Consider the following 23396-nt stretch of genomic DNA (forward strand, 5'->3'; position numbering starts at 1 on the left):
CAAATTGCAGCGAGGTCCGGGGGCCGTCATCGGCAGTTTCACTGAACCACCAACTGCGTAATTAATGATTTGAAATCAGTTGCTTAGCCGCGCAATCCGGGCATGGACGGGACAAAAGAAAAGGTCCCGGCAAGCGTGTTGCCGGGACCTTTTTTCGTCTCGCTTAGTGTAACAATCCTCAGGTCGCCTGCCGCCGCAGGAAGGCCGGGATATCAAGATGGTCGTCTCCCTGTGGCGCCGGCGCAACAGGCGCGGGACGACCGTGCATGTCCAAGCCCTGCGGCGCCGGACGGCGGGCATACTCAGATACCGGCTCGCTCGCCGCGATCTGCTGCGCGACGGTCTTCTGCGGTCGGCGCTCGGGCAGCGGTGGCATCGCGGGACCAGCGGTGCGGGCGGCGATCGGCGCCTCGCTCTCCTCGTCGCGACGGCCGAGGCCGACATTGGCGAGACGCTGGAGCAGCGACAGACGGGTCTTCTGGGGGGTCTCTTCCTCGACCTCGCCGCGGGCCTGGCGAATCTCGGCCTGAGCCGGCATCGGCAGTTCCTCAAGGCGCGGCATCCGCGGCGCACGAACCGGCGGGCGCTCGGCCTGTGGCGGGATGAAGTTTTCGGGCGTCATCGGCTCCTGCATCGCGATCGGGGCCTGCTCCGGCTCCGGGAACAGGGTCGGCTTCTGCGCGATCGGGCGCACGGTGACATCACCGTAGGTCTGCACCGGCGCGGGCGCCTGCGGGACGTCCGCGACGGCGGCGGCGATGGCGGCGAGCGCAGCGCGCTCGACGTTCTGACGGGGCGCGGCACCGGCCGGAGCAGCCGCCGGGGCCTGCGCGTCGAGCTTCTGGGCGCGTTCGGCCAGACGCTGATTGTCGGCACGGAGCCGCGCGGTCAAGTCGGCAAGACGGCTCTCGGCAGCGACGGCCGGAGCAGCGGCGGCCTGCTGTGCCTGCGGAGCCGGGTTCGCGACAGGAGCGGAGGTCGCCTGGCTGTTGCGGGCGATCGCGGCCTGCTCGATGCCGGTGGCAACGACCGAGACGCGGATCAGACCATCGAGCGCTTCGTCGAAGGTCGCGCCGACGATGATGTTGGCGTCCTGGTCGACCTCCTCGCGGATGCGGGTCGCGGCCTCGTCGACCTCGAACAGAGTGAGATCCTTGCCGCCGGTGATGGAGATGAGGAGGCCCTTGGCGCCCTTCATCGAGCTATCGTCGATCAGCGGATTGGCGATCGCAGCTTCTGCGGCGGTCAGCGCGCGCTTGTCGCCCGACGCCTCGCCGGTGCCCATCATCGCCTTGCCCATCTCGCGCATGACGGCGCGGACGTCGGCGAAGTCGAGATTGATCAGGCCTTCCTTGACCATCAGGTCGGTGATGCAGGCAACGCCGGAATAGAGCACCTGATCGGCCATCGCGAAGGCGTCGGCGAAGGTGGTCTTCTCGTTGGCGACCCGGAACAGGTTCTGGTTCGGGATGATCAGGAGCGTGTCCACGACCTTGTGCAGCTCGTTAATGCCCGCCTCGGCGGTGCGCATGCGGCGGCCGCCCTCGAAGTGGAACGGCTTGGTCACGACGCCGACGGTGAGAATGCCCATGTCGCGCGCGGTCTTGGCGATCACGGGTGCAGCGCCGGTGCCGGTGCCGCCGCCCATGCCGGCAGTGACGAACACCATGTTGGCGCCCGAGAGATGGTCGCGCAGTTCGTCGATCACCTCTTCCGCCGCCGCGGCGCCGACGTTTGGCTGCGAGCCGGCGCCGAGGCCTTGGGTGACCGCCGTGCCCATCTGCACGATGCGCTGCGCTTTCGACATCGTCAGCGCCTGCGCGTCGGTGTTGGCGACCACGAAGTCGACGCCCTGGAGGCCCGCCGTGATCATGTTGTTGACGGCATTGCCGCCGGCGCCGCCGACGCCGAACACGGTGATCCGGGGCTTCAGTTCGTGAATATCAGGAACATTGATGCTGATGGTCATGGTTGCTGCCTCTCGATCACGCGCGCGTGGGTTCGCCCCGGCCGGCGGCCGCGGGAGTTGGTGAAAATCGACAATTGCGGAAAGCAGTCATCAGAAGCCCTCGCGTAGCCATCGTCCGACCTTTCCGAAGTATCCGCCGGTCCCTGTCTTGACCTGCTGCCGCGTATGCCGCGGTTCGACATGTTCGAGGTGAACATATTGCGGGTAGACGAGAAGTCCGGCCGGCACCGCGAACGCAGCGTTCTTCGCCTCGTTGGGCAGCCGGCCGAAGCCGAGCGGACGTCCGACCCGCACGGGCCGGCCGAGAATTTGGGTGCCGAGCTCGACGAGGCCGGTCAGTTGCGAGGCGCCGCCGGAGAGCACGACGCGGCCGTTGGGCTCTGAGGCGAAAGGCGAATCCTTCAGCTTGTCCCGAACCATTTCGAAGACTTCCTCGGCCCGGTGCTTGACGATGTTGGCGATCGTGGCGCGGGAGACGATCTGCGGCAGATCCTGCTCGTCACCGGCTGTCGGCACAGACATCAGCTCACGGGAGTCCGATCCGCCGGTGATAACGGTCCCGTATAACGTCTTGATTCGCTCGGCATCGGCAATGGTCGCGGAGAGTCCGCGCGCGAGATCCATCGTGATGTGTTGCCCGCCGACCGCAAAACCGGCCGCATGCACGAAACGGCCGCCGGAATAGACCGCGATCGTGGTGGTGCCCGCGCCCATCTCGACCACGGCAGCGCCGAAATCGGCCTCGTCATCGGTCAGCACCGACAGGCCGGCCACATAGGGGCTTGCCGCCATGGCTTCGACATTGATGTGGCAGCGCTCCACCGCCAGCATCAGGTTCCGCGCCACGGTGGCGTCGCAGGTGACGACATTCATGTCGACGCCGAACTGGTGCGCGACCATGCCACGGGGATCGCGGATGCCCTTGACGCCGTCGAGGGTGTAGCCGACCGGGAGCGCGTGCAGCACGGTGCGACCTTCGCCGGTGGCATGGCGCATGCCGGTCGAGGTGACGCGGCTGACATCGGCCGGGGTCACGGCGCCGCCTCGGATGTCGGCGGCAGCCTCGACCAATTGGCCGGAGAGCCGGCCGCCGGAGACCGACAGCAGCACAGACTCGACCCGCACCTTGGCCATCGTCTCGGCGAGCCCGACGGCCTGGCGCACCGCCTGCTCGCATTCGTTAAGGTCGATCACCGCGCCGGCCTTCATGCCGCGCGACTGGATCTGGCTGTAGCCGATCAATTCCACGGCATGGGTGCGGCCGCGCAACGCCTCGCTCGGCGACGGCTTCAGCCGCGCGATCATGCAGGCGATCTTGCTGGTGCCGATATCGAGGCAGGCGACGATGCCGCCGCGTTTGTGCGGCATCGGGCGTGTCTTCGGCGTCTGGGTGCGATCGAGACCGGTCATGCGGAATCCCCGGCCTTCTTTTTCTTCTTGTCCTTGAACTGCTCCTCGCGCGCCTTGGCGGCGTCGTCGGACAGCTGCACCACCAGACGATCGGGCAGGCGCATGTCGACCGCGACGATGTCGCGGGAGAACAGCCTGTCCTCCTTGTCGAGCTTGGACAGCATCGCGAGCGCGTTGCCGACGTCCTGCTCGGGCAGGCGGATGTCGAGACCGTCCTTGAGCCTCAGATTCCAGCGCCGCTCGCCGACATAGATCGCGGCTTTCGTCACCGAATTGACCTGCGGATAACGCGCCAGCAGGGCGAGGAAATCGCGAGCCTGCGCCTCGGCGCCCTTGCCGACCACGAGCGGCAGCGACAGGAAGCGGCGGGAGACATAGGGTTCGAGCACCGCACCGTCATCGGCGATTACGGAGAGCCGGCCGGCCTCCTGCCACAGTGCGAACGGCTTACGTTCGGTGAGCTCGATCATGAGCTGGCCCGGATAGAGCTTCAGCACGGTTGCGTCCGCAATCCAGGGATTGGCCTTGAGCTTGTCGCGCACCGCCTCGGCGTCGAGGAACAGCAGCGAGGAGCGACCACTGACGCCGCCAATCGCGAGGATCTCGTCCTGGGTCAGCTGCTTGCGGCCGTTGATCACGACGGAGGTGATGCGGAAACCGGCGGAATTGGCCAGCGCGTTGCGGGCATCGTTCACCGCGGTGATGAAATCCTGGAGATGGCCGCCCTTGACGATGCCGAAGCCGCAGCTTCCGATCAGGAGCAGCACGGTCATGCTGATCCCGACCCGGCGCGGCAGATAGCGCTCGACGAGCGCGACCACGCGCGGCGGCGGCTCACGCTCGACGACGGCCTTCACCCTCGCCTTGGTCTTGATCTTGTCCTTGGCGGCGGCGCGCGCCTCGGCGTGCTTGTCCTGCACCCACTCGCGCAGAAGCACGACCGCTCCGACAGCGGCCGCCTTCAGGTCAGCTTGGGGCCTCAGCGATCTCAGAAGCGACCGGGTGAGGCTTCCTGCACCATCCATTGCACGAGCTCAACAGTTTGCCCGCGACATCGCGCGGATCCTGGCGAACATGACGTCTCGGGCCTGCCGGGCCGGGGGGCTGGTCTTCAGAAGAAAACCTCTCCCCTTCAAAGCGTTCGCTGGAGGTGACATCACCCGCAACAGCTCACGCGCCGGCAGCCAAAGCGCCATATGCGCCGCCAGCGTTAACCTTCGGACGTCCTGGTAAACAAAAGGTAAAATTCGTTAACGCGGGATGCTTTTTGCCTCGCGATGTGAGGCATTTATGCCGCGATGTCCGGCATTTTGCCGGCTTTCGGCCCCAAATCGGGTCGTTTCGGCGGTTCGGCCGTTAACCAGTCCTAATTATTTCCGGGCCCGCCGGTCGGCGAGCTCGATCAGGCCGCGCAGGAAGTCGACGAACGCGATGCCCTCGGCCTTCAACGCCTTGGGGTAGAGCGAAGAGTTGGTCAGCCCGGGGAGCGTGTTGGTTTCGAGGTAGACGAGGCCCTTGTCCGAGACGATGAAGTCCGAGCGGGAATAGCCATCACAGGACATCGCCCGATGCGCCAGCATCGCCTGCTCCCTTAGCGCGGCGGTGATCTCGGGTGCAAAACGGCCCGGGCAGATCTCCTGGGTCGACTTCAAAAGATATTTCGCGGCGTAGTCGAAATTGCCCTCGCCCGGAATGATCTCGATCGGCGGCAGCGCGATGATCGAGCCATCGGTGCGCTCCAGCACGCCGCAGGTCGCCTCGACGCCGGCGACGTAGGGCTCGATCACGTACTCTTCGTGCTTCGCCGCGTTGCGGACGGCGACGAGATCCTGCTTGGCATTGACGAAGATCAGGCCGTAGCTCGATCCGTCGCGCGCCGGCTTTGCGATCAGCCGGCCGTATTCGGCGAAAGCCTCGTCGATGTTGTCGAGCGCAACGTTGGCCGGCGGCGTCACGCCGCCGAGCGCGGCAAACCGCTTGGCGGCGATCTTGTCGAAAGCGAGATGCGAGGAGGCCGAACCCGATCCGGTGAAGGCCACGCCGCGCGCCTCGCACATCAGCTGCAATTCGCCGTTCTCGGCACGCCCGCCATGCAGGCCGAGCACCAGCACCCGGCCTTCCGCCTTGGCCTGGTCGAGCGCCTGCGCCAGCGGAATGCCGCGCGTACCGGGCTTGAACTCGTCCTCGAACGGACGGGCATGTTCGAGCAGTTGCTTCGACTGCACGACATGCACCTTGTCCTCGACGTCCCACCACCAGAGATCGGCCTCGGGCAGCGCCTGGTGCAGCGCCTGGGCCGAGGCGACCGAAACCAGACGTTCGCGGTTGGAGCCGCCGAAGAGGATGGTGATGCGCATGGTGTCTCGTCGCCTCTGATTTTTGTCATTCCGGGGCGCGCAAAGCGCGAACCCGGAATCTCGAGGTTCCGGGTTCGGCGCTGCGCACCGTCCCGGAACGACAATTATACGGAAATCCCGATCCGCTTGATTTCCCAGTGTAGCTCAATTCCGGAATTCGCCTTCACGCGTTCGCGCACGGTCTCGCCCAGAGTCTCGACATCGTGCGCGGTGGCCTCGCCGGTGTTGATCAGGAAATTGCAGTGCATCTCCGAGACCTGCGCGCCGCCGACGCGCAAGCCCCGGCACCCGGCCGCGTCGATCAGCTTCCAGGCGGAATGGCCGGGCGGATTCTGGAAGGTCGAGCCGCCGGTCTTCTCGCGGATCGGCTGCGCGGTCTCGCGGTGGCTCTGCACCTCCGCCATGCGGGCGCGGATCGCATCGGTATCCCTGATCTCGCCGCCAAATCGCGCGGAGGTGAAGATGATGGACGGATCGACGCCGCTATTGCGGTAGGCGAATTTCATCTCGGCATTGGAGAAGACATGCTTCGTGCCGTCGCGGCCGACGCCTCGCGCCTCGATCAGCACGTCCTTGGTCTCTCCGCCATTGGCTCCCGCATTCATGCGCAGCGCGCCGCCGATGGTGCCGGGAATGCCGAAATAGAATTCGAGGCCGCCGATATTGGCGGCGGCCGCAACTTCCGCCACGCGCTTGTCGAGTGCCGCCGCACCCGCGGTGACGACATCGCCGCTCGCGCTCGTCTCGCCGAAGGCCCGCGGTGCAAGACGAATCACTACGCCCGCAATACCGCCATCGCGCACAATAAGATTGGAGCCGACGCCGACGACATAGACCGGGATGTCGGTAGCGAGATGCGCAAGAAAGTAAGCGAGGTCGTCTTCATCCGCCGGCGTGAACAGCACCTGCGCAGGACCGCCGACGCGAAACCAGGTGAGTTCGGCCAGCGACTGGTTGGCGAGCAGCCGACCGCGCAGTTGCGGCATCGTGGCTTTGAGTGAGGGCGTGATGTCGGGAAATTCCACCGCCCTACCCCAGCGCCTTCAACTCATCCGGCAAGGAATATGCCCATTGTGTGATGTTGCCGGCGCCAAGGCACACGACGAGATCGCCTGACTTCGCCAATGCCTTGACGATGCCCGCGAGTTCCGACGCCGCCGGCAGCGGAATCGCCTCGCGGTGACCGTGGGCGCGCAGGCCCTCGACGAAATGGTCGCGATCGATGCCTTCGATCGGCGCTTCGCCGGCGGCATAGACGTCGGCGACGATCACCGCATCCGCATCGTTGAAGCAGGTGCAGAATTCCTCGAACAACGATTGCAGGCGGGTGTAGCGATGCGGCTGCACCACGGCGATCACCTTGCCGGTGTAGGAATCGCGCGCCGCTTTCAGCACGGCGGCGATCTCGACCGGGTGATGGCCGTAATCGTCGATGACGGTGACGCCGTTCCACTCGCCGGTCTTGGTGAAGCGCCGCTTAACGCCGCCAAAGCCTGCGATGGCGCTGCGGATCTTGTCGTCGGGAACACCGAGCGTGTGCGCGACCGCAATTGCCGCCGTCGCATTCGAGGCGTTGTGCCGGCCCGGCATCGGCAGCGCGAGGTCGGCGGTCTCGTGCACAGCCCCGCTCTTGCGGTCGCGGATCACGACCTTGAATTTCGAGCCGCCGCCGCCCGCCGTGAGGTCGACCAGCCGCACGTCGGCTTGCGGATTCTCGCCGTAAGTGATGATGCGACGATCCTCGATCCTGCCGACGAGGCTCTGCACCACGGGATGATCGATGCACATCACGGCAAAGCCATAAAACGGCAGGTTCTCGACGAAATGACGGAACGCATCCTGCACGGCATCAAAGGTCTTGAAGTGATCGAGATGCTCGGGGTCGACATTGGTGACGATGGCGACATCGGTCGGCAGCTTCAGGAACGTGCCGTCGCTCTCGTCGGCTTCGACCACCATCCAGTCGCCGGCACCAAGACGTGCGTTGGATCCGTAAGCATTGATGATGCCGCCGTTGATCACGGTCGGATCGAGCCCGCCGGCATCGAGCAGCGCTGCCACCATCGTGGTCGTCGTGGTCTTGCCGTGGGTGCCGGCAATCGCGACGCAGCTCTTCAGCCGCATCAGCTCGGCCAGCATCTCGGCGCGACGCACCACGGGAATGCGCCGCCCGCGCGCAGCCATCAGCTCCGGATTGTCGCGCTTGATCGCGGTGGAGACCACAACGACCTCTGCGCCGTCGACGTTCTCGGCCTTGTGGCCGACCGAGACTTTCGCGCCCTTCTTGCGCAGACGGTCGAGGTTGTAATTGTCGGCGGCGTCGGAGCCCTGCACGGCATAGCCGAGATTGATCAGCACCTCGGCGATGCCGCTCATGCCGATCCCGCCGATCCCGACGAAGTGGATGGGTCCGATCTCGCGCGGCAGTCTCATGCTCTGTTCCCTGACCTCGCCGCCCGCGAAGGCGGCATCTGGCGAAGGTCACGGCCAAATCAGCCGCGCGCCTTTCCTACTGGATGCCCCGCTTTAGAAGGCGATGACAAGGGCTTTTTCGCGTCAGATTCCCGCGACTTTGACCACCAGATCGGCGAGCCGCTCAGCCGCATCGAGCCGGCCCGCGCTGCGGGCCGCTTCAGCCATGGCAGCAAGACGCCGCGGCTCGGCCGCGAAGGCGGAGATTTCGGCGGCAAGGCGATCCGAGCTGAACTCGGTCTGCGGGATGCGGATGGCGCCATCGACCTTCACCAGCACGCCGGCATTGGCGAACTGGTCCTGGTCGATCGAGCCGGGGAGCGGCACCAGGATCGAGGGCCGCCCGATCGCGGCAAGCTCGGCGACCGTACCCGCGCCGGAACGCGACACCACCAGATGGTTGGAGGCGAGCCGTGCCGGCAGATCCGTAAAGAAGGGTGCGAGCTCGGCCTTGATCCTGAGCTTATCGTAAACCGCGCGCACGCGATTCATGTCCTCTTCGCGCACCTGCTGGGTGAGGACGAGGCGGCTCCACAGCGCAGGCTCGAGCCGCTCGATCGCGCCCGGCACGATGTCGGCCATGATGCGCGCGCCCTGGCTGCCGCCGACGACGAGCAGGCGCAGCGGGCCGCTCACTTCAGGCGCGACATATTTCACCGCGGCGGCCGCGAGGATCGCGGGCCGCATCGGCGTGCCGACCGTCGTGGTCTTGCCCGATAGCGCCGGATCGCGGTCGAGCACGCCGGGCAAGGACGTCGCGATGGCGCGGACGCGGCTCGACAGGAACCGGTTTGCGCGGCCGAGCACAGCGTTGGCGTCGTGGATGATGCCGGGCACGCCGGCGAATTTTGCCGCGACCAGCGGCGGCAGCGTCGGATAGCCGCCGAAGCCGACGATGGCGACGGGCTTCAATCGCTTGATCAGAGTGTAGGCGAAAAGCGTGCCGGCGGCGAGCGTGAGGCCGGCATAGGCAAGCTGGAACGGATTGCGGCCGCGCGCAGTCTCGCTGCTGACCACATCGATCATGTCCTTGCTGAAGAGGCCGCTATAGCGCAGTGCGCGCTCGTCAGTGACGAGGCGGACGCGAAAGCCGCGCCGGATCAATTCGACGCCGAGCGCCTCGGCCGGGAACAGATGGCCGCCGGTGCCGCCCGCGGCGAGAAGAATCAGGGGGGACGTGTCCATAAATGCCCTTTTACAAGTCCTCCGCTGTCATTGCGAGCGCAGTCGGCCGGACGACCAGCTCCTCATCCTGAGGAGCGCGGAACGCGCATCTCGAAGGATGAAGGCCCGACCAGTGGCCGCGCCCTTCGAGACGCTGCGCGAAGCGCGGCTCCTCGGGTGAGGATCACGCGTAGCTGCGCATGGCCTCGGCGTGGCCGCTTGCCTCAACCTCGGTGCGCGGACGCAGCCGCGTCAGCGCCAGCATCATGCCGACTCCATAGGCCAGCGACACGATCGAGGAGCCGCCATAGGAGATAAACGGCAGCGTCATGCCCTTGGCGGGGATGAGCTGCAGGTTCACGGACATGTTGATCGCCGCCTGCACGCCGAACAGGATGGCAAGGCCAGAGGCCGCAAAGCGCGAAAACATGTCCTCATTGGCATAGGCGCGCGACAGCGTGCGAATGACGACGAAGGCGAACAGCGCCAGCATGGCCAGGCACAGAATGATGCCGAACTCTTCGGCGGCGACCGCGAACACGAAATCGGTATGGCTGTCCGGCAGGCTGCGTTTCGCAATGCCCTCGCCCGGTCCGAGCCCGAACCAGCCACCATTGTAGAAGGCTTCCATGGCAGTATCGACCTGGAAGGTGTCGCCGGAGGCCGGGTTCATGAAGCGCCTGATGCGACCCGCTACATGGGGAACAAAAAGGTAGGCGCTGAACAGGCCGGCCGCGCCCAGGCCTGCAAGCCCGAACACCCAGACCATGCGCATGCCGGCGATGAAGAACAGCGAGCCCCACACCATCAGGATCAGCATGGTCTGGCCGAAATCCGGCTCCATCACCAGCAGCGCGACCAGCATCAAGAGCAGCACCAGCGCCATCGAGGTCGCCGGCATCTCCGGCCGCCTGGTCGATTCCGCGAACAGCCAGGCGGCGATGACGACGAACGACGGCTTTGCGATCTCGGAGGCCTGGATGTTGACGCCGAGCAGCGTGATCCAGCGCCGCGAGCCCTTCACCTCCGGGCCGATAGCCAGCGTGAGCACGATCAGGATGATGCTAGCTGCGAAGATGATCAGGGCCGAGCGGCGGATCGCCCGCGGCGAGAGGAAGGAGACGCCGACCAGCACCAGGCAGGACGGCGCCAGGAACAACACATGGCGGCCGAAGAAATGGAAGGGATCGAGGCCGATGCGAGTCGCAACCGGCGGACTCGCCGCCAGCGACAGGATCACCCCGGTCAGCATCAGCGCCAGGATGGCGCCCATCAGCGGCTTGTCGACGGTCCACCACCACTCGGAAAAGGGGGTGCGTTCTTCACGGGAGAGCATGGGCGGCCGCTTTCGGACAGAGGTCCGTCCATTGGTCGCCGAGGTTGGTTACCGGGGGGTTAAGGAAACGGGGATGTTTGGAGATGATCCCCACTGCCGCCACACAACTCACTGTCATGTCCGGCTTGCCGTCTTCGAAGCGTTAGCGAAGACGGCAAGCCGGGCGACAACAACGGAGTTGCGGGAGGAGAACGCCCTACATCACCGGCCTCACGCCCGGCAGCGCCTGCACCAGCTCGCGGAACTTGGTGCCGCGGATCTCGAAATTGCGGTACTGGTCGAAGGAAGCGCAGGCGGGCGACAGCAGCACGACGGCGTCGGTGAGCCCTGAGGCTTCCGCATCGCGCGCGGCATGCTCGACCGCGACGTCCAGCGTCTGGCTGATCTCGTGCGCGACTTGCGTGCCGAGCGTTCCCGAAAACTCCTGCGCGGCCTCGCCGATCAGATAGGCCTTGCGAATACGCGGGAAGAAGGAGGTCAGGCCGGTGATGCCACCCGCCTTCGGCTTGCCGCCGGCGATCCAGAAGATGTCGGCGAAGGACGACAACGCATGCGCGGTGGCGTCGGCGTTGGTTCCTTTGGAGTCGTTGACGAACAGCACGTTACCGCGGCGGCCGACCTGCTCCATCCGATGCGCAAGGCCGGGAAAGCTGCGCAGGCCGTTCTGCAGCACATCAAGATTGATGCCCATCGCGAGCGCGGCGGCCGCGGCGCAGGCCGCGTTCTGCGCATTGTGCTGGCCACGCAGCGACCCGATACCGCCGAGCGCAGCGACTTCGCTGCGGGCGCCACCCGAGGTGCGCACGATATTCCCGTGCTCGACATGGATGCCGCTCGCCAGCGGGGTCTTGACGGAGATGCGCACCACGTTCTTGCCGGCGCGGTCGAGCCGGTCGGCGATGTCGCGGCAAAAACCATCGTCGACGCCGACGATCGCGGTGCCGCGCGCCTGGACACCGGCGACGAGACGCTCCTTCACCGCGGCGTAATGCGCAATCGTGCCGTGGCGGTCGATGTGGTCCTCGCTGACATTGAGCAGGATGCCGACGGAGGGATCGAGCGAGGGCGTGAGGTCGATCTGGTAGGACGACATCTCGACGACGTGGACGCGGCCCATGCGCGGCGGCTCCAGCGACAGGATCGCGGTGCCGATATTGCCGCCCATCTGGGTGTCGTAGCCGGCCACTTTCGTCAGGTGCGCGATCAGCGCCGTCGTGGTCGACTTGCCATTGGTGCCGGTGATGGCGACGAACGGGGCATCCGGCGCGTGGCGGCGCCGCTCGCGGCAGAACAGCTCGATGTCGCCGATCACCTCAATGCCGGCCTCGCGCGCCTTCAAGACGCTCCAATGCGGCACCGGATGGGTCAGCGGCACGCCGGGCGCGAGCACCAATGCGGCAAAACTCGCCCACGAGATGTTGCGCAAATCCGCGGTGACGAAACCGGCTTGCGCCGCCTTGGCGATGTTCTCGGCATTGTCGTCGGCGGCGATCACCTCGGCGCCACCGGCTTTCAACGCATGGCAGGAGGCGAGCCCCGAACCGCCGAGGCCGAACACAGCGACAGTCTTGCCGGCAAAGGACGTGACCGGAATCATTGACCGATCACCGCAGCTTCAGCGTCGACAGGCCGGCGAGCGCCAGCATCACCGAGATGATCCAGAAGCGGATCACGATCTGCGGCTCGGTCCAGCCGAGCTGCTCGAAATGGTGATGGATGGGCGCCATCCTGAAGATGCGTTTTCCCGTGAGCTTGAACGAGACCACCTGCACGATGACGGAGACCGCCTCCAGCACGAACAGGCCACCGATCACCGCGAGCACGATCTCGTGCTTCACCGCCACCGCGATGGCGCCGAGCATGCCGCCGAGCGCGAGCGAGCCGGTGTCGCCCATGAAGATCGAGGCCGGCGGTGCGTTGAACCAGAGGAAGCCGAGACCGGCGCCCAGCAACGCGCCGCAGAGCACCGCGAGCTCGCCGGTGCCGGCGACATATTTGATCTGGAGATATTCGGCGAACACGGCGTTGCCGGCGAGATAGGCGATCATCGCAAAGCTTGCGGTCGCGATCATCACCGGCACGATGGCGAGGCCGTCGAGACCGTCAGTGAGGTTCACGGCGTTGCCGGCACCGACAATGACGAAGGCGCCGAACACGACGAAGAACCAGCCGAAATGCAGCACGGTATCTTTCAGGAACGGAATCGTCAGCGCGGTCGAAGCCGGATCGCGATTCAGCCGCACCAGCGCGTAGCAGGCAACCAGCGCGATCACGGCCTCGATCAATAGGCGAAGCTTGCTGCCGAACCCGCTCGTGGTCTGCTTGGTCACCTTGAGGTAATCGTCATAGAAACCGACGAAGCCGAAGCCGAGCGTCACCGCCAGCACGATCCAGACGTAGGGATTGAGCGGATTGGCCCATAGTACCGTGCCGACCGTGAGGCCGGACAGGATCATCAGCCCGCCCATGGTCGGCGTGCCCTTCTTGGCGAGGTGCGATTGCGGACCGTCGCTGCGGATCGGCTGGCCCTTGCCCTGACGGATGCGCAAATGATCGATGATCCAGGGACCGAACAGGAACACGAACAGCGCGCCCGTGACGATGGCGCCGCCGGTGCGGAAGGTGATATAGCGGAAGACGTTCAGGAAGGTGCGAAACGCACCGAATCCCGGAAATGTGTTGGAGAGCTCTATCAGCCAGTAAAACATTCAGACGGTCCTATGACGCCTTTGCACACGCGGCCTTGGCTTTGTTGTTGGCCTCAACGTGCTCACGCGCATTCGCTGGTTTTCATCATCGGATCGGTCGCGACCTCAGGGAGACGGACAGTTTTTGCGCCGCAAAGGGCGGGATTCGGGAGCAGCGCCTTCCAAGCAGTTTACGCCTTTGCCTGCAAGGCGGCCACCAGGCCCGGCACAAACTTGTTGGCCCAGAACATCTTCTTGCTGCCCTTGACAACCACGACGTCGCCTGCCTTCAGCAGGCTCGCAACCTCATCCGGCTTCAGCGTGGCGGGATCGTCGTGCCAGCCGAGGCCCTTGCCTGATGGCAGCACGTCGAAGAGGTAGCGCATCAAGGGGCCGACACAATAGACGCCATCGATATCTTCGAGATGCTTGGCAAGGCCGGTGTGGTAGGTTGGCGCGTCAGCGCCCAGCTCCAGCATGTCGCCGAGCACCGCAATGCGACGGCCGCCGGTCACGTTGCGCGCCTGCAAGCTTTGCAGCGCAGCTGCGACGCTGGCCGGATTGCCGTTGAAACTGTCGTCGATCACGGTGATACCGCCGACCGCCTGCTCGACGCCGCGGCCGGTCATGATGCCGACCCGATCGAGCTTGATCGCGAGCGTCGCCGCATCGAGGTTCGCTGCGCGGATCGCGGCGAGCGCGGCCAACGCATTCTGCACGCGGTGCGGCGCGCCCGGCGTCAGGCTGAAGGCGATCTCCTTCTTGCCGAGCCTGGCGACGACCTGCCAGCTCTCGCCGTGCGGGGCGTGCGCGACCTCATGCACCTCGGCATGCTCACCAAAGCGCACCACCTTGCCCTTCCATTCCGGCGCCTTGATCCCGGCGGGCAACACCAGCACGCCGTCCTCGGGCAGGCCACGTACGATCGACACCTTCTCGCGCCTGATGGCTTCGAGCGAGCCGAGCTTTTCCAGATGCACCGGCTGGACGTTGACGACGAGCGCGACCGTCGGCCGGGTCAACTCGCTGAGCCGCGCGATCTCGCCGGGCTGGTTCATGCCCATCTCGACGACCCAGACGCTGGCATCTCGCCTCGCATTGCACAGCGTCAGCGGCACGCCCCAGAAATTGTTGAAGCTCGAGGGGCTGGCATAGGCGTTGGGGTAAGCGGCCAGAAACTCCTTGGTGCTGGTCTTGCCGGCGCTGCCGGTCAGCCCGATCACCGCACCACGAAAGCGCGTGCGTGCGGCGCGCGCGAGGCCCCAGAGGCCGTCGATCAATGTGTCCTTCACGACAATCTGGGGAATGCGGATGCCCGCGATCTCGTGCGGCACGATCATCGCGACCGCTCCGGAAGCTTCCGCCTTGTCCGCGAACTCCCAGCCGTCACGCGCGCTGGCGAAGGCGGAGACGAAGCCGCCGCTCGGTGTTCCGCTCAGCGCGACGAACAGGCTGCCCGGCTTCACCAGGCGGCTGTCCTGGGCGACGAACTCGATCGGCGTATCCGGGAATGATCCGCCGACACCCAGCGCACGCGCCACCTCGGCAACCGTCCATATCGGCGCGCTCATGCAACCCTCGATGCTAGTGCGGCGGCGACCGCCTCGTGATCACTGAAGGGCAGCACCTCGCCGCCGACGATCTGTCCGGTCTCGTGGCCCTTGCCGGCGATGAGCAGCGCGTCGCCCTCCTGCAAGTCCTCGATCGCCGCGCGGATCGCAGCAGTGCGGTCGCCGATTTCGCGGGCGCCCTTCGCGGTGGCGAGGATCGCCGCGCGGATCGCTTCCGGCTTCTCGCTGCGCGGATTGTCATCGGTGATGATGATGCCGTCGGCGTTCTCGGCCGCGATTTCGCCCATGATCGGCCGCTTGCCGGCATCGCGGTCGCCACCGGCGCCGAACACGACAACCAGCTTGCGCCTGGCGTAGGGACGCAGCGCCTGCAAAGCTTTCGCCAGCGCATCGGGCTTGTGCGCATAGTCGACGAAAATCGGTGCGCCGTTGCGCTCGCCGACCCGTTCGAGACGGCCCTTGGCGCCTTCGAGATGTTCGAGGCTCGCGAACACATCGGCCGCATCGCTGCCTGTGCCGATGGCGAGGCCGGCCGACACCAGCGCGTTCTCGATCTGGAACTCGCCGACCAGCGGGAGACGGACCACGTAACGCTTGCCGCGATGCTCGATCGCGAGCACTTGCGAAAAGCCCTCGACCTCGGCACCCGCGAGACGAATGCCCTCGCTTGCCCCGTCCCCGTTGCGGCCGACCGCCATCACGCGCAGGCCGCGCGCCTTCGCTGCGTCGAGGACGTCCGCCGAGCAATCATGATCGGCCGAGATCACAGCCGCGCCGTCAGGGGCGACCAACTCGCGGAACAGCCTGAGCTTGGCCGCAAGGTAATGCGCGACGGTCGGATGGTAATCCATATGGTCGCGCGAGAGATTGGTGAAGCCGGCGGCCGAGACGCGCACGCCGTCGAGGCGGTACTGGTCGAGCCCGTGCGAGGACGCCTCGAAGGCGAGATGCGTGACGCCGTCGCGCGCGATATCGTCGATCTGCCGGTGCAGCGCGATCGGATCCGGCGTCGTCAGCGAGCCGTAGACGGTGTGCTTGGGCGAGACGAGACCGATGGTGCCGATGCTGGCGGAGGCATGCCCCAGCCGCTCCCAGATCTGGCGCGTGAACGCCGCAACCGAGGTCTTGCCGCTGGTACCGGTGACCGCGGCAATCGTCGAAGGCTGCGCAGGGAAGAATTTTGCAGCCGCCAGCGCCAGCGCACGACGGGGGTTGGCGACCGTCACGAACGGCACCTTGCGGCCATCAGGCGCATGGTCGCCGACGACGGCCACCGCGCCTGCCGCGACGGCAGCATCGACGAAGCGCGCACCGTCCGTCTTGCTGCCCGCAAGTGCGAAGAAGAGATCGCCCGGCCTGACCTGCCGGCTGTCGAGGGCAAGGCCGGTCACATCGAGCGCCGCGGCAGCGGGCTCGATTACGACATCATTGCCTAGCAATTCGCGCAGCTTCATGGTCTTCAGTCGACACGCCGAGCCGGAAGGCCGAATCGTCGGAAAAGCCCGACTCAGCAGCGGCAATGGCCTACCCGGTTGATTACTGGGTTGTCCTGGATGCTGCAAGAATAAGGCGGTCCGCAGGCGGCAGATCGAACCGCGGCTCGACGCCCAGAAGCGGCGCGATCCGCTCGATCACCTTGCCGCCGGTCGGCACCGCGTTCCAGCCCGAGGTGATGAAACCCTTCGATTCAGGAATGGCCTGCGGCTCGTCCAGCATGATCAGGACGTGATATTTCGGATCGTCGCAGGGCAGGATGGCGGTGAACGAGTTGAGCACACGCTTCTTGGCGTAGCGGCCGTTGATGACCTTCTCGGACGTGCCGGTCTTGCCGCCGACGTAATAGCCCTTGATGTCGGCGGTCTTGGCGGTACCGATCTCGGCGTTGAGCCGCATCAGATACCGCATCTTGTCGCTGGTGTCCTGCTTGATCACGCGCTTGGCCAGCGCCGCCGCTTCCGCTTCGCTGCGCTTCATGAAGGTCGGCGGAATGAGGTAACCGCCGTTCACCAATGCATTGATGCCCATCACCGCCTGGAGCGGTGCCACCGAGAGGCCCTGGCCGAACGCGGCCGTGACCGTGTTCAGCTCACTCCAGCGACGCGGGATCAGCGGCGCCGCGCTCTCCGGCAGCTCGGTACGCAGCCGCGTCAACTGGCCCATCTTGGCGAGAAACGCCTTATGCGCTTCGACGCCCTGGTTGAGTGCTATCCGTGCCGCGCCGATGTTCGACGAGTAGGTGAACACTTCCTTGGTGTTGATGAAGCGCCCGAGCGGGTGGCTGTCGTGGATGGTGAACTTGCCGTAGTGCAGGTTTCCGCGCGCATCCCACGACGAGTTCAGATTGATCTTGCCGGAATCGAGCGCCATCGCCAGCGTGAACGCCTTGAAGGTCGAGCCCATCTCGTAGACGCCGGTGGTCAGGCGATTGATGCGGTCGGGGTCGTGCGCTTCCTTCGGGTTGTTGGGATCGAAGTCCGGCAGGGAGACCATCGCCACGATCTCGCCGGTCTTGACGTTGGAGACGATGCCGGAGGCGGCCTTGGCGTGGAACTTGTCCTTGGCCTTCAACAGTTCGTCGCGGAGCGCATGCTCGACGCGCAGATCGACCGAGAGCTCGATTGGCTTTTGCAGCCGGTCGGTGGCAAAGCCGGCGCGGTGGAGATCGGCGAGTCCCTGGTTGTCGAGCCACTTCTCGAGACCAGCGATGCCCTGGTTATCGATATTGACGAGACCAATCAGGTGGGCGACCTCGTTGCCGGTCGGGTAGACGCGCTTGTTCTCGCGCAGGAAGCCGATGCCGGGAATGCCGAGCTTGTGGATGTCCTGCTGCTGCTTCGGCGTGACCTCGCGTTTAAGCCAAACGAAGCCCTTGCGCGTCTTCAGGCGCTCGCGCACCTCGGCCTCGTCAAGATCGGGGATGGTGGCGGTCAGAAGCTCGATCGCCTCGTCCTTGTCGATGATGCGGCGCGGCTCGCCGAACAGGCTCGCCGCCTTGACGTCGGTTGCCAGGATCGCGCCGTTGCGGTCGACGATGTCGGGCCGCGCGGTTGCGACCACCTCCTGCGCCGCGGCGCGGCGGGCACCGTGAGCGTCGGCCCCGATCGCGAACATCACGAGGCGGCCGCCGATCAGGGCGTAGACCGAGGCGAAGGCGAGCATCGCCAGGCCAACGCGCGCGCGCGCCTTCGCGGCGCGATCGACGTTGCGCCCGTAGAGCAGGCTGCGGATCAGCCGCTGCCGCCAGGGCTCGCTGGGCTTTTCTGTGGGTTTTGCCGGGATCGGAGCGCTCATTGATTGTCCTCCGGCTGAGGCACGGAGCCCGTCACAGTGTCGGGATCGCTCGCGGCTTCGATAGTATTGAGCATCGCTCCGATCGGGTCGGGCTCGCCCGGCCTGAACATCCGTGGCGGGCGCTCCGGCAGGTTCTTCAGCGAGTCATATTGCGTGCCGTTGACCGGCTTCAGCGATAGATGCCGGTCGGACAGTCCTTGCAGGCGCAGGGGCGCATCGAGCTTGGCCCATTCAGCGCGCAGCGATGCGATCGCATCGCGCTGCTCCCGGATCTCCGCATGCAGGCGCAGCACCTTCTCGGTACGCGCGGTGGAGTCCATCTTGATCCGGTAGACATGGGCTGCCGCGAAGATCAGCGCGCCGATGACGAGGAGGTGGATGAAGCGCATGCGCTAGCCGCCCCTCATGACGTCGGAGAGTCTTGGCCAGAACGATGGCTCGCCATCATGATGCGCGGGCGCCGAGGTACGCTCGGCGGCGCGCAGCTTTGCGGAGCGCGCACGTGGGTTGAGCGCAACTTCGTCCTCACCGGCGACGATCGGCCGCCGCGTCAGCAGCTGGAAGGTCGGCGCGGCTTGCGCCATCTCTGGCAGATGCCGCGAACCGCCGCCGCTCTTGGAACGTGAGGCGAGAAAATTCTTGACGATGCGGTCTTCCAGCGAATGAAACGAGACCACGACGAGGCGGCCGCCGGGCTTGAGCACGCGCTCGGCCGCAGCGAGCGCCGTCTGCAGTTCCTGTAGCTCTTCGTTGACGAAGATGCGCAGCGCCTGGAACGTCCGCGTCGCCGGGTGAATGTCCCCGGGCTTCGAGCGCACGATCCTGCCGACGAGATCAGCGAGGGCGCGCGTGGTCGTGAACGGCGTCTCCTGCCGGTCGGCCACGATGGCGCGGGCGATGCGCCGCGAATGCCGCTCCTCGCCGAAGAGATAGATGATGTCGGCGAGATCGCCTTCGGAAGCGCGGGCGACGACGTCTGCCGCGGTCGGCCCCGCCTGCCCCATCCGCATGTCGAGCGGTCCGTCGAGACGGAAGGAGAAGCCGCGGCCTGCCTGATCGAGCTGCATCGAGGACACGCCGACATCCATCACGACTCCGTCGATCGCCTCGACGCCCTGCCCCGCGCAGACTTCGGCGAGGTTGGAGAAGCGGTCTTCGACCAGCGTGAGCCGGCCCGCGGAGCGTTCGACGAGTTCGGCACCGCCAGCGATCGCAGTGCGGTCACGGTCAATGGCAATGAGCCGGGTTCCCGGCACGTCGAGAATGGCACGGCTATAGCCGCCGGCGCCGAAGGTGGCGTCGACGTAAATGCCGCCCGCGCGCGGGGCGAGATGGTCAACGGCCTCGCGGCCGAGAACGGGAATGTGCGGAGCCGAGCTCATGCGCCACGCCTGCCGAACACCCAGCCCGGCATCGATGCCAGATTGGGGACGAAGCAGCTCATGACGCCTCGAATGATTCTGCGTCGCGGCGGTTCCACGACAAAGCCCCCGTCTAGCATGGTTCCCAAGCCCGGTTGTCCCGGGCCGCAAACCCAGTGTTCCCAGTGGAATTTGTCGGGCAGCCATGGGATTTCGAGCCAAAATACGCTTTGGCCGCCTCCGGACGCGGGTCGGCTCTTCATCTCTCAGTAACGGCCCCTAGCGTTAAGAAAGCGTTGATCGGCTCGCGACAAGTCGAAAAGGCGACGCCGTGGTGATGCTTCATCCACACACACGCGCCAAAATGCATCCGTTAACCGCGTCGCGCGATTGCGCGCGGCCGAAGGGTAAAGGAATAGTAAAGAGAAGGGCTTGGCCCCCACTCTCGTCCAACTCGAGCTGTCCATGCCGTCCGGTTCGTCCACGCCGTCTGGAGCTGATTCGAAGCGTCAACGCGTTCTCCCGGTTCCCAAAGCCGCGGCGGGCATGCGGACGTTCGATCCGGATTCCTCAATCGTCTCCGACATCATCCCCTCGCCGAACCATGGCGAGCGCGCCAAGGGACGGCAGCCCGATATGATCGTGCTGCACTACACCGGCATGCCCGATGTCGAGGGTGCCCTCGCGCGGCTGTGCACGGCAGGGACCGACGTGTCGGCGCACTACGTCGTGTTGGAGGACGGCCGCATCGTGCAATGCGTGCCCGAGGCCAGGCGCGCCTGGCACGCCGGCGTCTCGTCCTGGGCTGGCGAGGACGACATCAACTCCTGCTCGATCGGCATCGAGATCATCAATCGCGGCCATGACTGGGGCTATCCGGAGTATCCGCTGCGCCAGATCGCCGCCGTGATCGCGCTGTGCCGCGGCATCATGCTCCGCCGCAAGGTGCCGCCGCACCGGGTGCTTGGCCATTCCGACGTCGCACCCGCGCGCAAGAAGGATCCCGGCGAAAAATTTCCGTGGCATTCGCTGGCCAATTCCGGCGTTGGCCATTGGGTGACGCCCGCCCCGGTCGTTCGCGGCGAGAGCCTGATGCTCGGCACCATCAGCGACGCCGTGCTGAGCATGCAGCAGGCGCTCGCCCGGTACGGCTATGGCGTGCCGCTGACCGGCAAATACGACGCCGCGACAATGGAAGTCGTCACCGCCTTCCAGCGCCACTTCCGCCCGGCGCGGCTGGATGGCATCGCCGATCATTCGACGCTGTCGACATTGCAGGCGCTGCTGGCGAGCTTGCCCGTCGAGGGGCCGGCGGTCGCGTCGAAGTGACGGCGTAGCCGTCATTCCGGGGCGCACGAGGTGCGGACCCGAAATCTCGAGGTTCCGGGTTCGATGCTTCGCATCGCCCCGGAACAACGGTGCTAAATTTAGTTACCCATCTCCTTGATCCTTCGCGCGTACAGCCGCCGCAGCGGCTCCAGCTGCGTCGCCTCCGTCGCCGCGCGATAAGCTTCGTGCGCCTCGTCCTTGCGGCCGAGCCGCCGCAGCAGATCGGCGCGCACGGCGGGCAACAGCTCGTAGCCAGCGAGCCCGCCGCGGGCGGTGATCGCATCGACGAGAGCGAGCGCACGTGAAGGACCATCGACCATCGACACCGCCGCGGCATGGTTCAGCTCGATCACCGGTGACGGGTTGATGCGCAGCAGGACCTCATAGAGCCCCGCAATCTGCGGCCAATCGGTCTGCGCAAAGCTGGTCGCGCGAGCATGCAACGCCGCGATCGCGGCCTGCACGGCATAGGGTTGCGGCCGGCCCGGCACGCGCAGCGCGTCATCCACCAACCGCAGCCCTTCATCGATCTGCGCGCGGTCCCACAGCGCGCGATCCTGCTCTTCGAGCAGCACGATATCGCCGGCCGGTGTCTGGCGCCCGGCGCGGCGCGCGTCGTGCAGCAGCATCAAGGCCAGCAGGCCCTTGATGCCGGCGCGATCCGGCATCAACCGGTCCAGCAGGCGGCCGAGCCGGATGGCCTCGGCGGCGAAATCGGGCCGCATCAGGTCCGTACCCGACGTCGCGACGTAGCCTTCGGTGAAGACGAGATAGATCACGGCGAGCACGCCGTCGAGCCGCAGCGCCAGCGCGTCGCGCTCGGGCACTTCGTAAGGAATACCGGCGAGCCGAATCTTCTGCTTGGCGCGAACGAGGCGCTGCGCCATTGCCTCCTCGCTGACGAGAAAGGCGCGCGCGACCTGCGCGGTGGAGAGCCCGCAGACGGTGCGTAGCGTCAGCGCAACCTGGACCTCGGTTGCGAATGCGGGATGGCAGCAGGTGAAGATCAACCTGAGCATGTCGTCGTCGAGCATGGCCGGTGGCTCGTCAGGCGCTTGCGCGTTCAGCTCGAGCTCATGCACCAGCGCTTGCTGCTTGCCGCGAAACACGGCCTGGCGGCGAATGCGGTCGATTGCCTTCTTGCGCGCGACATTGACCAGCCAGGCGCGCGGATTCTCGGGGATCTCGCATGCCCGCCAGCGTTCCAGCGCGACGGCAAAGGCATCCTGGAGCGCATCCTCAGCGAGATCGAAATCGCCGACGAGGCGGATCAGCGTGGCCAGCGCCCGCCCCGCCTCGTCACGAAAGATGGCTTCGATCTCGGAAGGGGTCATGCGATCACCACCTCCAACGTCATTGCCGGGCGTCGCGCCAGCGACGAGCCCGCAATCCATATTCCCGATCGTGGTTATGGATTCCGGGCCTGCGCCTTGCGGCGCATCCCGGAACGACGGGGGTGAGATCATTCACTTGTCATAGACCCAGATCGGCCGCACCTCGATCGACCCGATGCGCGCGGAGGGAATCCGCGCCGCAATCTCGATCGCGGCATTCAAATCCTTGGCTTCGACCAGATAGTAACCGCCGAGCTGCTCGCGCGTCTCCGCGAACGGGCCATCAATCGTCAGCGTTTTGCCATCGCGCACGCGCACGGTCGTTGCCGTCGTCGTCGGCTGCAAGCGGTCGCCGGCTTTGAAGTTGCCGCTCTGGATGATGGACTGCGTGAAGGCCTGATATTCCGCCAGTATCTTCTGGCTGGTCGCCGCATCGTTCTTGGCGTACTCGACCTCGTTCTGGTAGATCATCAGCAGATACTGCATTGCTTCACTCCTGTGGTTCGGCTGTGTTGCCGACATCCAGTCGAACGGGGCACGCACCAAACGACACCTTCAGGATAAATTATTTGAAGCCCGCATGCGCGGCGATATCGGCTTGACGGAACCGTCACAAATGCTCCATGCCTAAACCGTCAGTCGGCCGGACGGCCGCTCCGGCAGGGCCCGAAAGGCCGCCGGGGAGGAAAGTCCGGGCTCCCTTGACATGCGGTGCCGGATAACGTCCGGCGGGGGTAACCCCAGGGAAAGTGCCACAGAGAACGAACCGCCCGCCTTCGCCCCTTCGGGGCTTCGGCGCGGTAAGGGTGAAAAGGTGCGGTAAGAGCGCACCGCGGCTCCGGCAACGGAGCCGGCATGGCAAACCCCACCGGGAGCAAAACCGAATAGGGACGGCGCAGCGGGCTGTTCGCGCAAGCGATAACGCCGCGGGGCGATGTCAGGCCCGCCGTCCGGGTAGGTTGCTCGAGGCCATGTGCAAACATGACCCCAGAGGAATGGCCGTCACGTACCGTTCGCGCAAGCGGGCGGTGCCTTACAGAACCCGGCTTACAGGCCGGCTGATATCTTGCAACGAGGGGTTCGGCGCCAACGCGCCGAGCCCCTCACCATTTTGG

18 protein-coding genes and 1 other RNA gene are annotated in these 23396 nt (G+C 65.8%); 2 read left to right on the forward strand and 17 right to left on the reverse strand.

The features are described 5' to 3' along the window. Window positions 1-178 precede the first annotated feature (178 nt). The 15 genes from ftsZ to rsmH form a co-directional block, all read right to left on the reverse strand. Window positions 179-1969, reverse strand: a complete 1791-nt coding sequence (gene ftsZ / locus IVB12_RS34825) for a cell division protein FtsZ (protein WP_247306727.1) — start codon at window positions 1967-1969, stop codon at window positions 179-181. A gap of 90 nt (window positions 1970-2059) precedes the next feature. Then, window positions 2060-3379: a cell division protein FtsA gene (ftsA, locus tag IVB12_RS34830; protein WP_247306730.1), complete on the reverse strand. Its 1320-nt coding sequence runs from the start codon at window positions 3377-3379 to the stop codon at window positions 2060-2062. After that, the gene (locus IVB12_RS34835) at window positions 3376-4404 is read right to left on the reverse strand and encodes a cell division protein FtsQ/DivIB (protein ID WP_247306732.1); all 1029 of its coding nucleotides are present in this window, start codon (window positions 4402-4404) and stop codon (window positions 3376-3378) included. The genes ftsA and IVB12_RS34835 overlap by 4 nt, the downstream gene beginning before the upstream one ends. A 345-nt stretch (window positions 4405-4749) precedes the next feature. After that, window positions 4750-5736, reverse strand: coding sequence for a D-alanine--D-alanine ligase (locus IVB12_RS34840; protein WP_247306734.1), 987 nt, complete (start codon window positions 5734-5736; stop codon window positions 4750-4752). Window positions 5737-5840: 104 nt separating this feature from the next. Further along, on the reverse strand, window positions 5841-6761 hold the full coding sequence (murB, locus tag IVB12_RS34845) for a UDP-N-acetylmuramate dehydrogenase (protein WP_247306736.1): 921 nt from the start codon (window positions 6759-6761) through the stop codon (window positions 5841-5843). 4 nt (window positions 6762-6765) lie between these two features. Continuing rightward, window positions 6766-8169, reverse strand: coding sequence for a UDP-N-acetylmuramate--L-alanine ligase (gene murC / locus IVB12_RS34850; protein ID WP_247306738.1), 1404 nt, complete (start codon window positions 8167-8169; stop codon window positions 6766-6768). 123 nt (window positions 8170-8292) lie between these two features. Further along, complete coding sequence (murG, locus tag IVB12_RS34855) at window positions 8293-9393, reverse strand: undecaprenyldiphospho-muramoylpentapeptide beta-N-acetylglucosaminyltransferase (RefSeq protein ID WP_247306740.1); 1101 nt, start codon at window positions 9391-9393, stop codon at window positions 8293-8295. Between the two features lie 163 nt (window positions 9394-9556). Then, window positions 9557-10708 carry a putative lipid II flippase FtsW gene (gene ftsW, locus IVB12_RS34860; RefSeq protein ID WP_247278465.1) on the reverse strand — a complete coding sequence of 384 codons (1152 nt, stop codon included), beginning with the start codon at window positions 10706-10708 and terminating at the stop codon, window positions 9557-9559. 196 nt (window positions 10709-10904) lie between these two features. Continuing rightward, window positions 10905-12305 carry a UDP-N-acetylmuramoyl-L-alanine--D-glutamate ligase gene (gene murD / locus IVB12_RS34865; RefSeq protein ID WP_247306742.1) on the reverse strand — a complete coding sequence of 467 codons (1401 nt, stop codon included), beginning with the start codon at window positions 12303-12305 and terminating at the stop codon, window positions 10905-10907. Window positions 12306-12312: 7 nt separating this feature from the next. Next, window positions 12313-13416, reverse strand: a complete 1104-nt coding sequence (gene mraY / locus IVB12_RS34870) for a phospho-N-acetylmuramoyl-pentapeptide-transferase (RefSeq protein ID WP_247306744.1) — start codon at window positions 13414-13416, stop codon at window positions 12313-12315. A gap of 170 nt (window positions 13417-13586) precedes the next feature. Next, on the reverse strand, window positions 13587-14966 hold the full coding sequence (gene murF, locus IVB12_RS34875; RefSeq protein WP_247306746.1) for a UDP-N-acetylmuramoyl-tripeptide--D-alanyl-D-alanine ligase: 1380 nt from the start codon (window positions 14964-14966) through the stop codon (window positions 13587-13589). Beyond that, window positions 14963-16420: a UDP-N-acetylmuramoyl-L-alanyl-D-glutamate--2,6-diaminopimelate ligase gene (locus IVB12_RS34880; protein ID WP_247306747.1), complete on the reverse strand. Its 1458-nt coding sequence runs from the start codon at window positions 16418-16420 to the stop codon at window positions 14963-14965. The genes murF and IVB12_RS34880 overlap by 4 nt, the downstream gene beginning before the upstream one ends. Before the next feature lie 82 nt (window positions 16421-16502). Then, window positions 16503-18257: a penicillin-binding protein 2 gene (locus tag IVB12_RS34885; RefSeq protein ID WP_247306749.1), complete on the reverse strand. Its 1755-nt coding sequence runs from the start codon at window positions 18255-18257 to the stop codon at window positions 16503-16505. After that, a complete protein-coding gene (locus IVB12_RS34890) occupies window positions 18254-18646 on the reverse strand; it encodes a hypothetical protein (protein ID WP_247278459.1) in 393 nt (130 codons plus the stop codon). The genes IVB12_RS34885 and IVB12_RS34890 overlap by 4 nt, the downstream gene beginning before the upstream one ends. A gap of 3 nt (window positions 18647-18649) precedes the next feature. Continuing rightward, the gene (rsmH, locus tag IVB12_RS34895) at window positions 18650-19639 is read right to left on the reverse strand and encodes a 16S rRNA (cytosine(1402)-N(4))-methyltransferase RsmH (RefSeq protein ID WP_247306753.1); all 990 of its coding nucleotides are present in this window, start codon (window positions 19637-19639) and stop codon (window positions 18650-18652) included. A 444-nt stretch (window positions 19640-20083) separates the two neighbouring features. Between rsmH and IVB12_RS34900 the strand changes: the two genes are divergently transcribed. Continuing rightward, window positions 20084-20947, forward strand: a complete 864-nt coding sequence (locus IVB12_RS34900; RefSeq protein WP_247306832.1) for an N-acetylmuramoyl-L-alanine amidase — start codon at window positions 20084-20086, stop codon at window positions 20945-20947. Between the two features lie 98 nt (window positions 20948-21045). On the opposite strand, the gene IVB12_RS34905 is transcribed toward IVB12_RS34900, so the two are convergent. After that, window positions 21046-22281, reverse strand: a complete 1236-nt coding sequence (locus IVB12_RS34905; protein WP_247306834.1) for an RNA polymerase sigma factor — start codon at window positions 22279-22281, stop codon at window positions 21046-21048. A gap of 132 nt (window positions 22282-22413) precedes the next feature. Further along, window positions 22414-22767 (reverse strand): YciI family protein, encoded by a 354-nt coding sequence (locus IVB12_RS34910; RefSeq protein ID WP_247306756.1) that lies wholly within the window; start codon window positions 22765-22767, stop codon window positions 22414-22416. A gap of 149 nt (window positions 22768-22916) precedes the next feature. Between IVB12_RS34910 and rnpB the strand changes: the two genes are divergently transcribed. Further along, an RNA gene (gene rnpB, locus IVB12_RS34915) (RNase P RNA component class A) lies at window positions 22917-23347 on the forward strand. Window positions 23348-23396 lie beyond the last annotated feature (49 nt).

The sequence above is a fragment of the Bradyrhizobium sp. 179 genome, from assembly GCF_023073535.1.
In the GTDB taxonomy this organism is placed as follows: Bacteria; Pseudomonadota; Alphaproteobacteria; order Rhizobiales; family Xanthobacteraceae; genus Bradyrhizobium.

Coding starts and splice junctions, on each gene's coding strand:
- ftsZ (WP_247306727.1), bottom strand. CDS start 1,969: ATGACCATCAGCATCAATGTTCCTGATATTCACGAACTGAAGCCCCGG.
- IVB12_RS34835 (WP_247306732.1), bottom strand. CDS start 4,404: ATGGATGGTGCAGGAAGCCTCACCCGGTCGCTTCTGAGATCGCTGAGG.
- rsmH (WP_247306753.1), bottom strand. CDS start 19,639: ATGAGCTCGGCTCCGCACATTCCCGTTCTCGGCCGCGAGGCCGTTGAC.
- IVB12_RS34880 (WP_247306747.1), bottom strand. CDS start 16,420: ATGAAGCTGCGCGAATTGCTAGGCAATGATGTCGTAATCGAGCCCGCT.
- IVB12_RS34900 (WP_247306832.1), top strand. CDS start 20,084: ATGCCGTCCGGTTCGTCCACGCCGTCTGGAGCTGATTCGAAGCGTCAA.
- IVB12_RS34910 (WP_247306756.1), bottom strand. CDS start 22,767: ATGCAGTATCTGCTGATGATCTACCAGAACGAGGTCGAGTACGCCAAG.
- IVB12_RS34840 (WP_247306734.1), bottom strand. CDS start 5,736: ATGCGCATCACCATCCTCTTCGGCGGCTCCAACCGCGAACGTCTGGTT.
- murF (WP_247306746.1), bottom strand. CDS start 14,966: ATGAGCGCGCCGATATGGACGGTTGCCGAGGTGGCGCGTGCGCTGGGT.
- IVB12_RS34890 (WP_247278459.1), bottom strand. CDS start 18,646: ATGCGCTTCATCCACCTCCTCGTCATCGGCGCGCTGATCTTCGCGGCA.
- mraY (WP_247306744.1), bottom strand. CDS start 13,416: ATGTTTTACTGGCTGATAGAGCTCTCCAACACATTTCCGGGATTCGGT.
- murC (WP_247306738.1), bottom strand. CDS start 8,169: ATGAGACTGCCGCGCGAGATCGGACCCATCCACTTCGTCGGGATCGGC.
- ftsW (WP_247278465.1), bottom strand. CDS start 10,708: ATGCTCTCCCGTGAAGAACGCACCCCCTTTTCCGAGTGGTGGTGGACC.
- murG (WP_247306740.1), bottom strand. CDS start 9,393: ATGGACACGTCCCCCCTGATTCTTCTCGCCGCGGGCGGCACCGGCGGC.
- IVB12_RS34885 (WP_247306749.1), bottom strand. CDS start 18,257: ATGAGCGCTCCGATCCCGGCAAAACCCACAGAAAAGCCCAGCGAGCCC.
- IVB12_RS34905 (WP_247306834.1), bottom strand. CDS start 22,281: ATGACCCCTTCCGAGATCGAAGCCATCTTTCGTGACGAGGCGGGGCGG.
- ftsA (WP_247306730.1), bottom strand. CDS start 3,379: ATGACCGGTCTCGATCGCACCCAGACGCCGAAGACACGCCCGATGCCG.
- murD (WP_247306742.1), bottom strand. CDS start 12,305: ATGATTCCGGTCACGTCCTTTGCCGGCAAGACTGTCGCTGTGTTCGGC.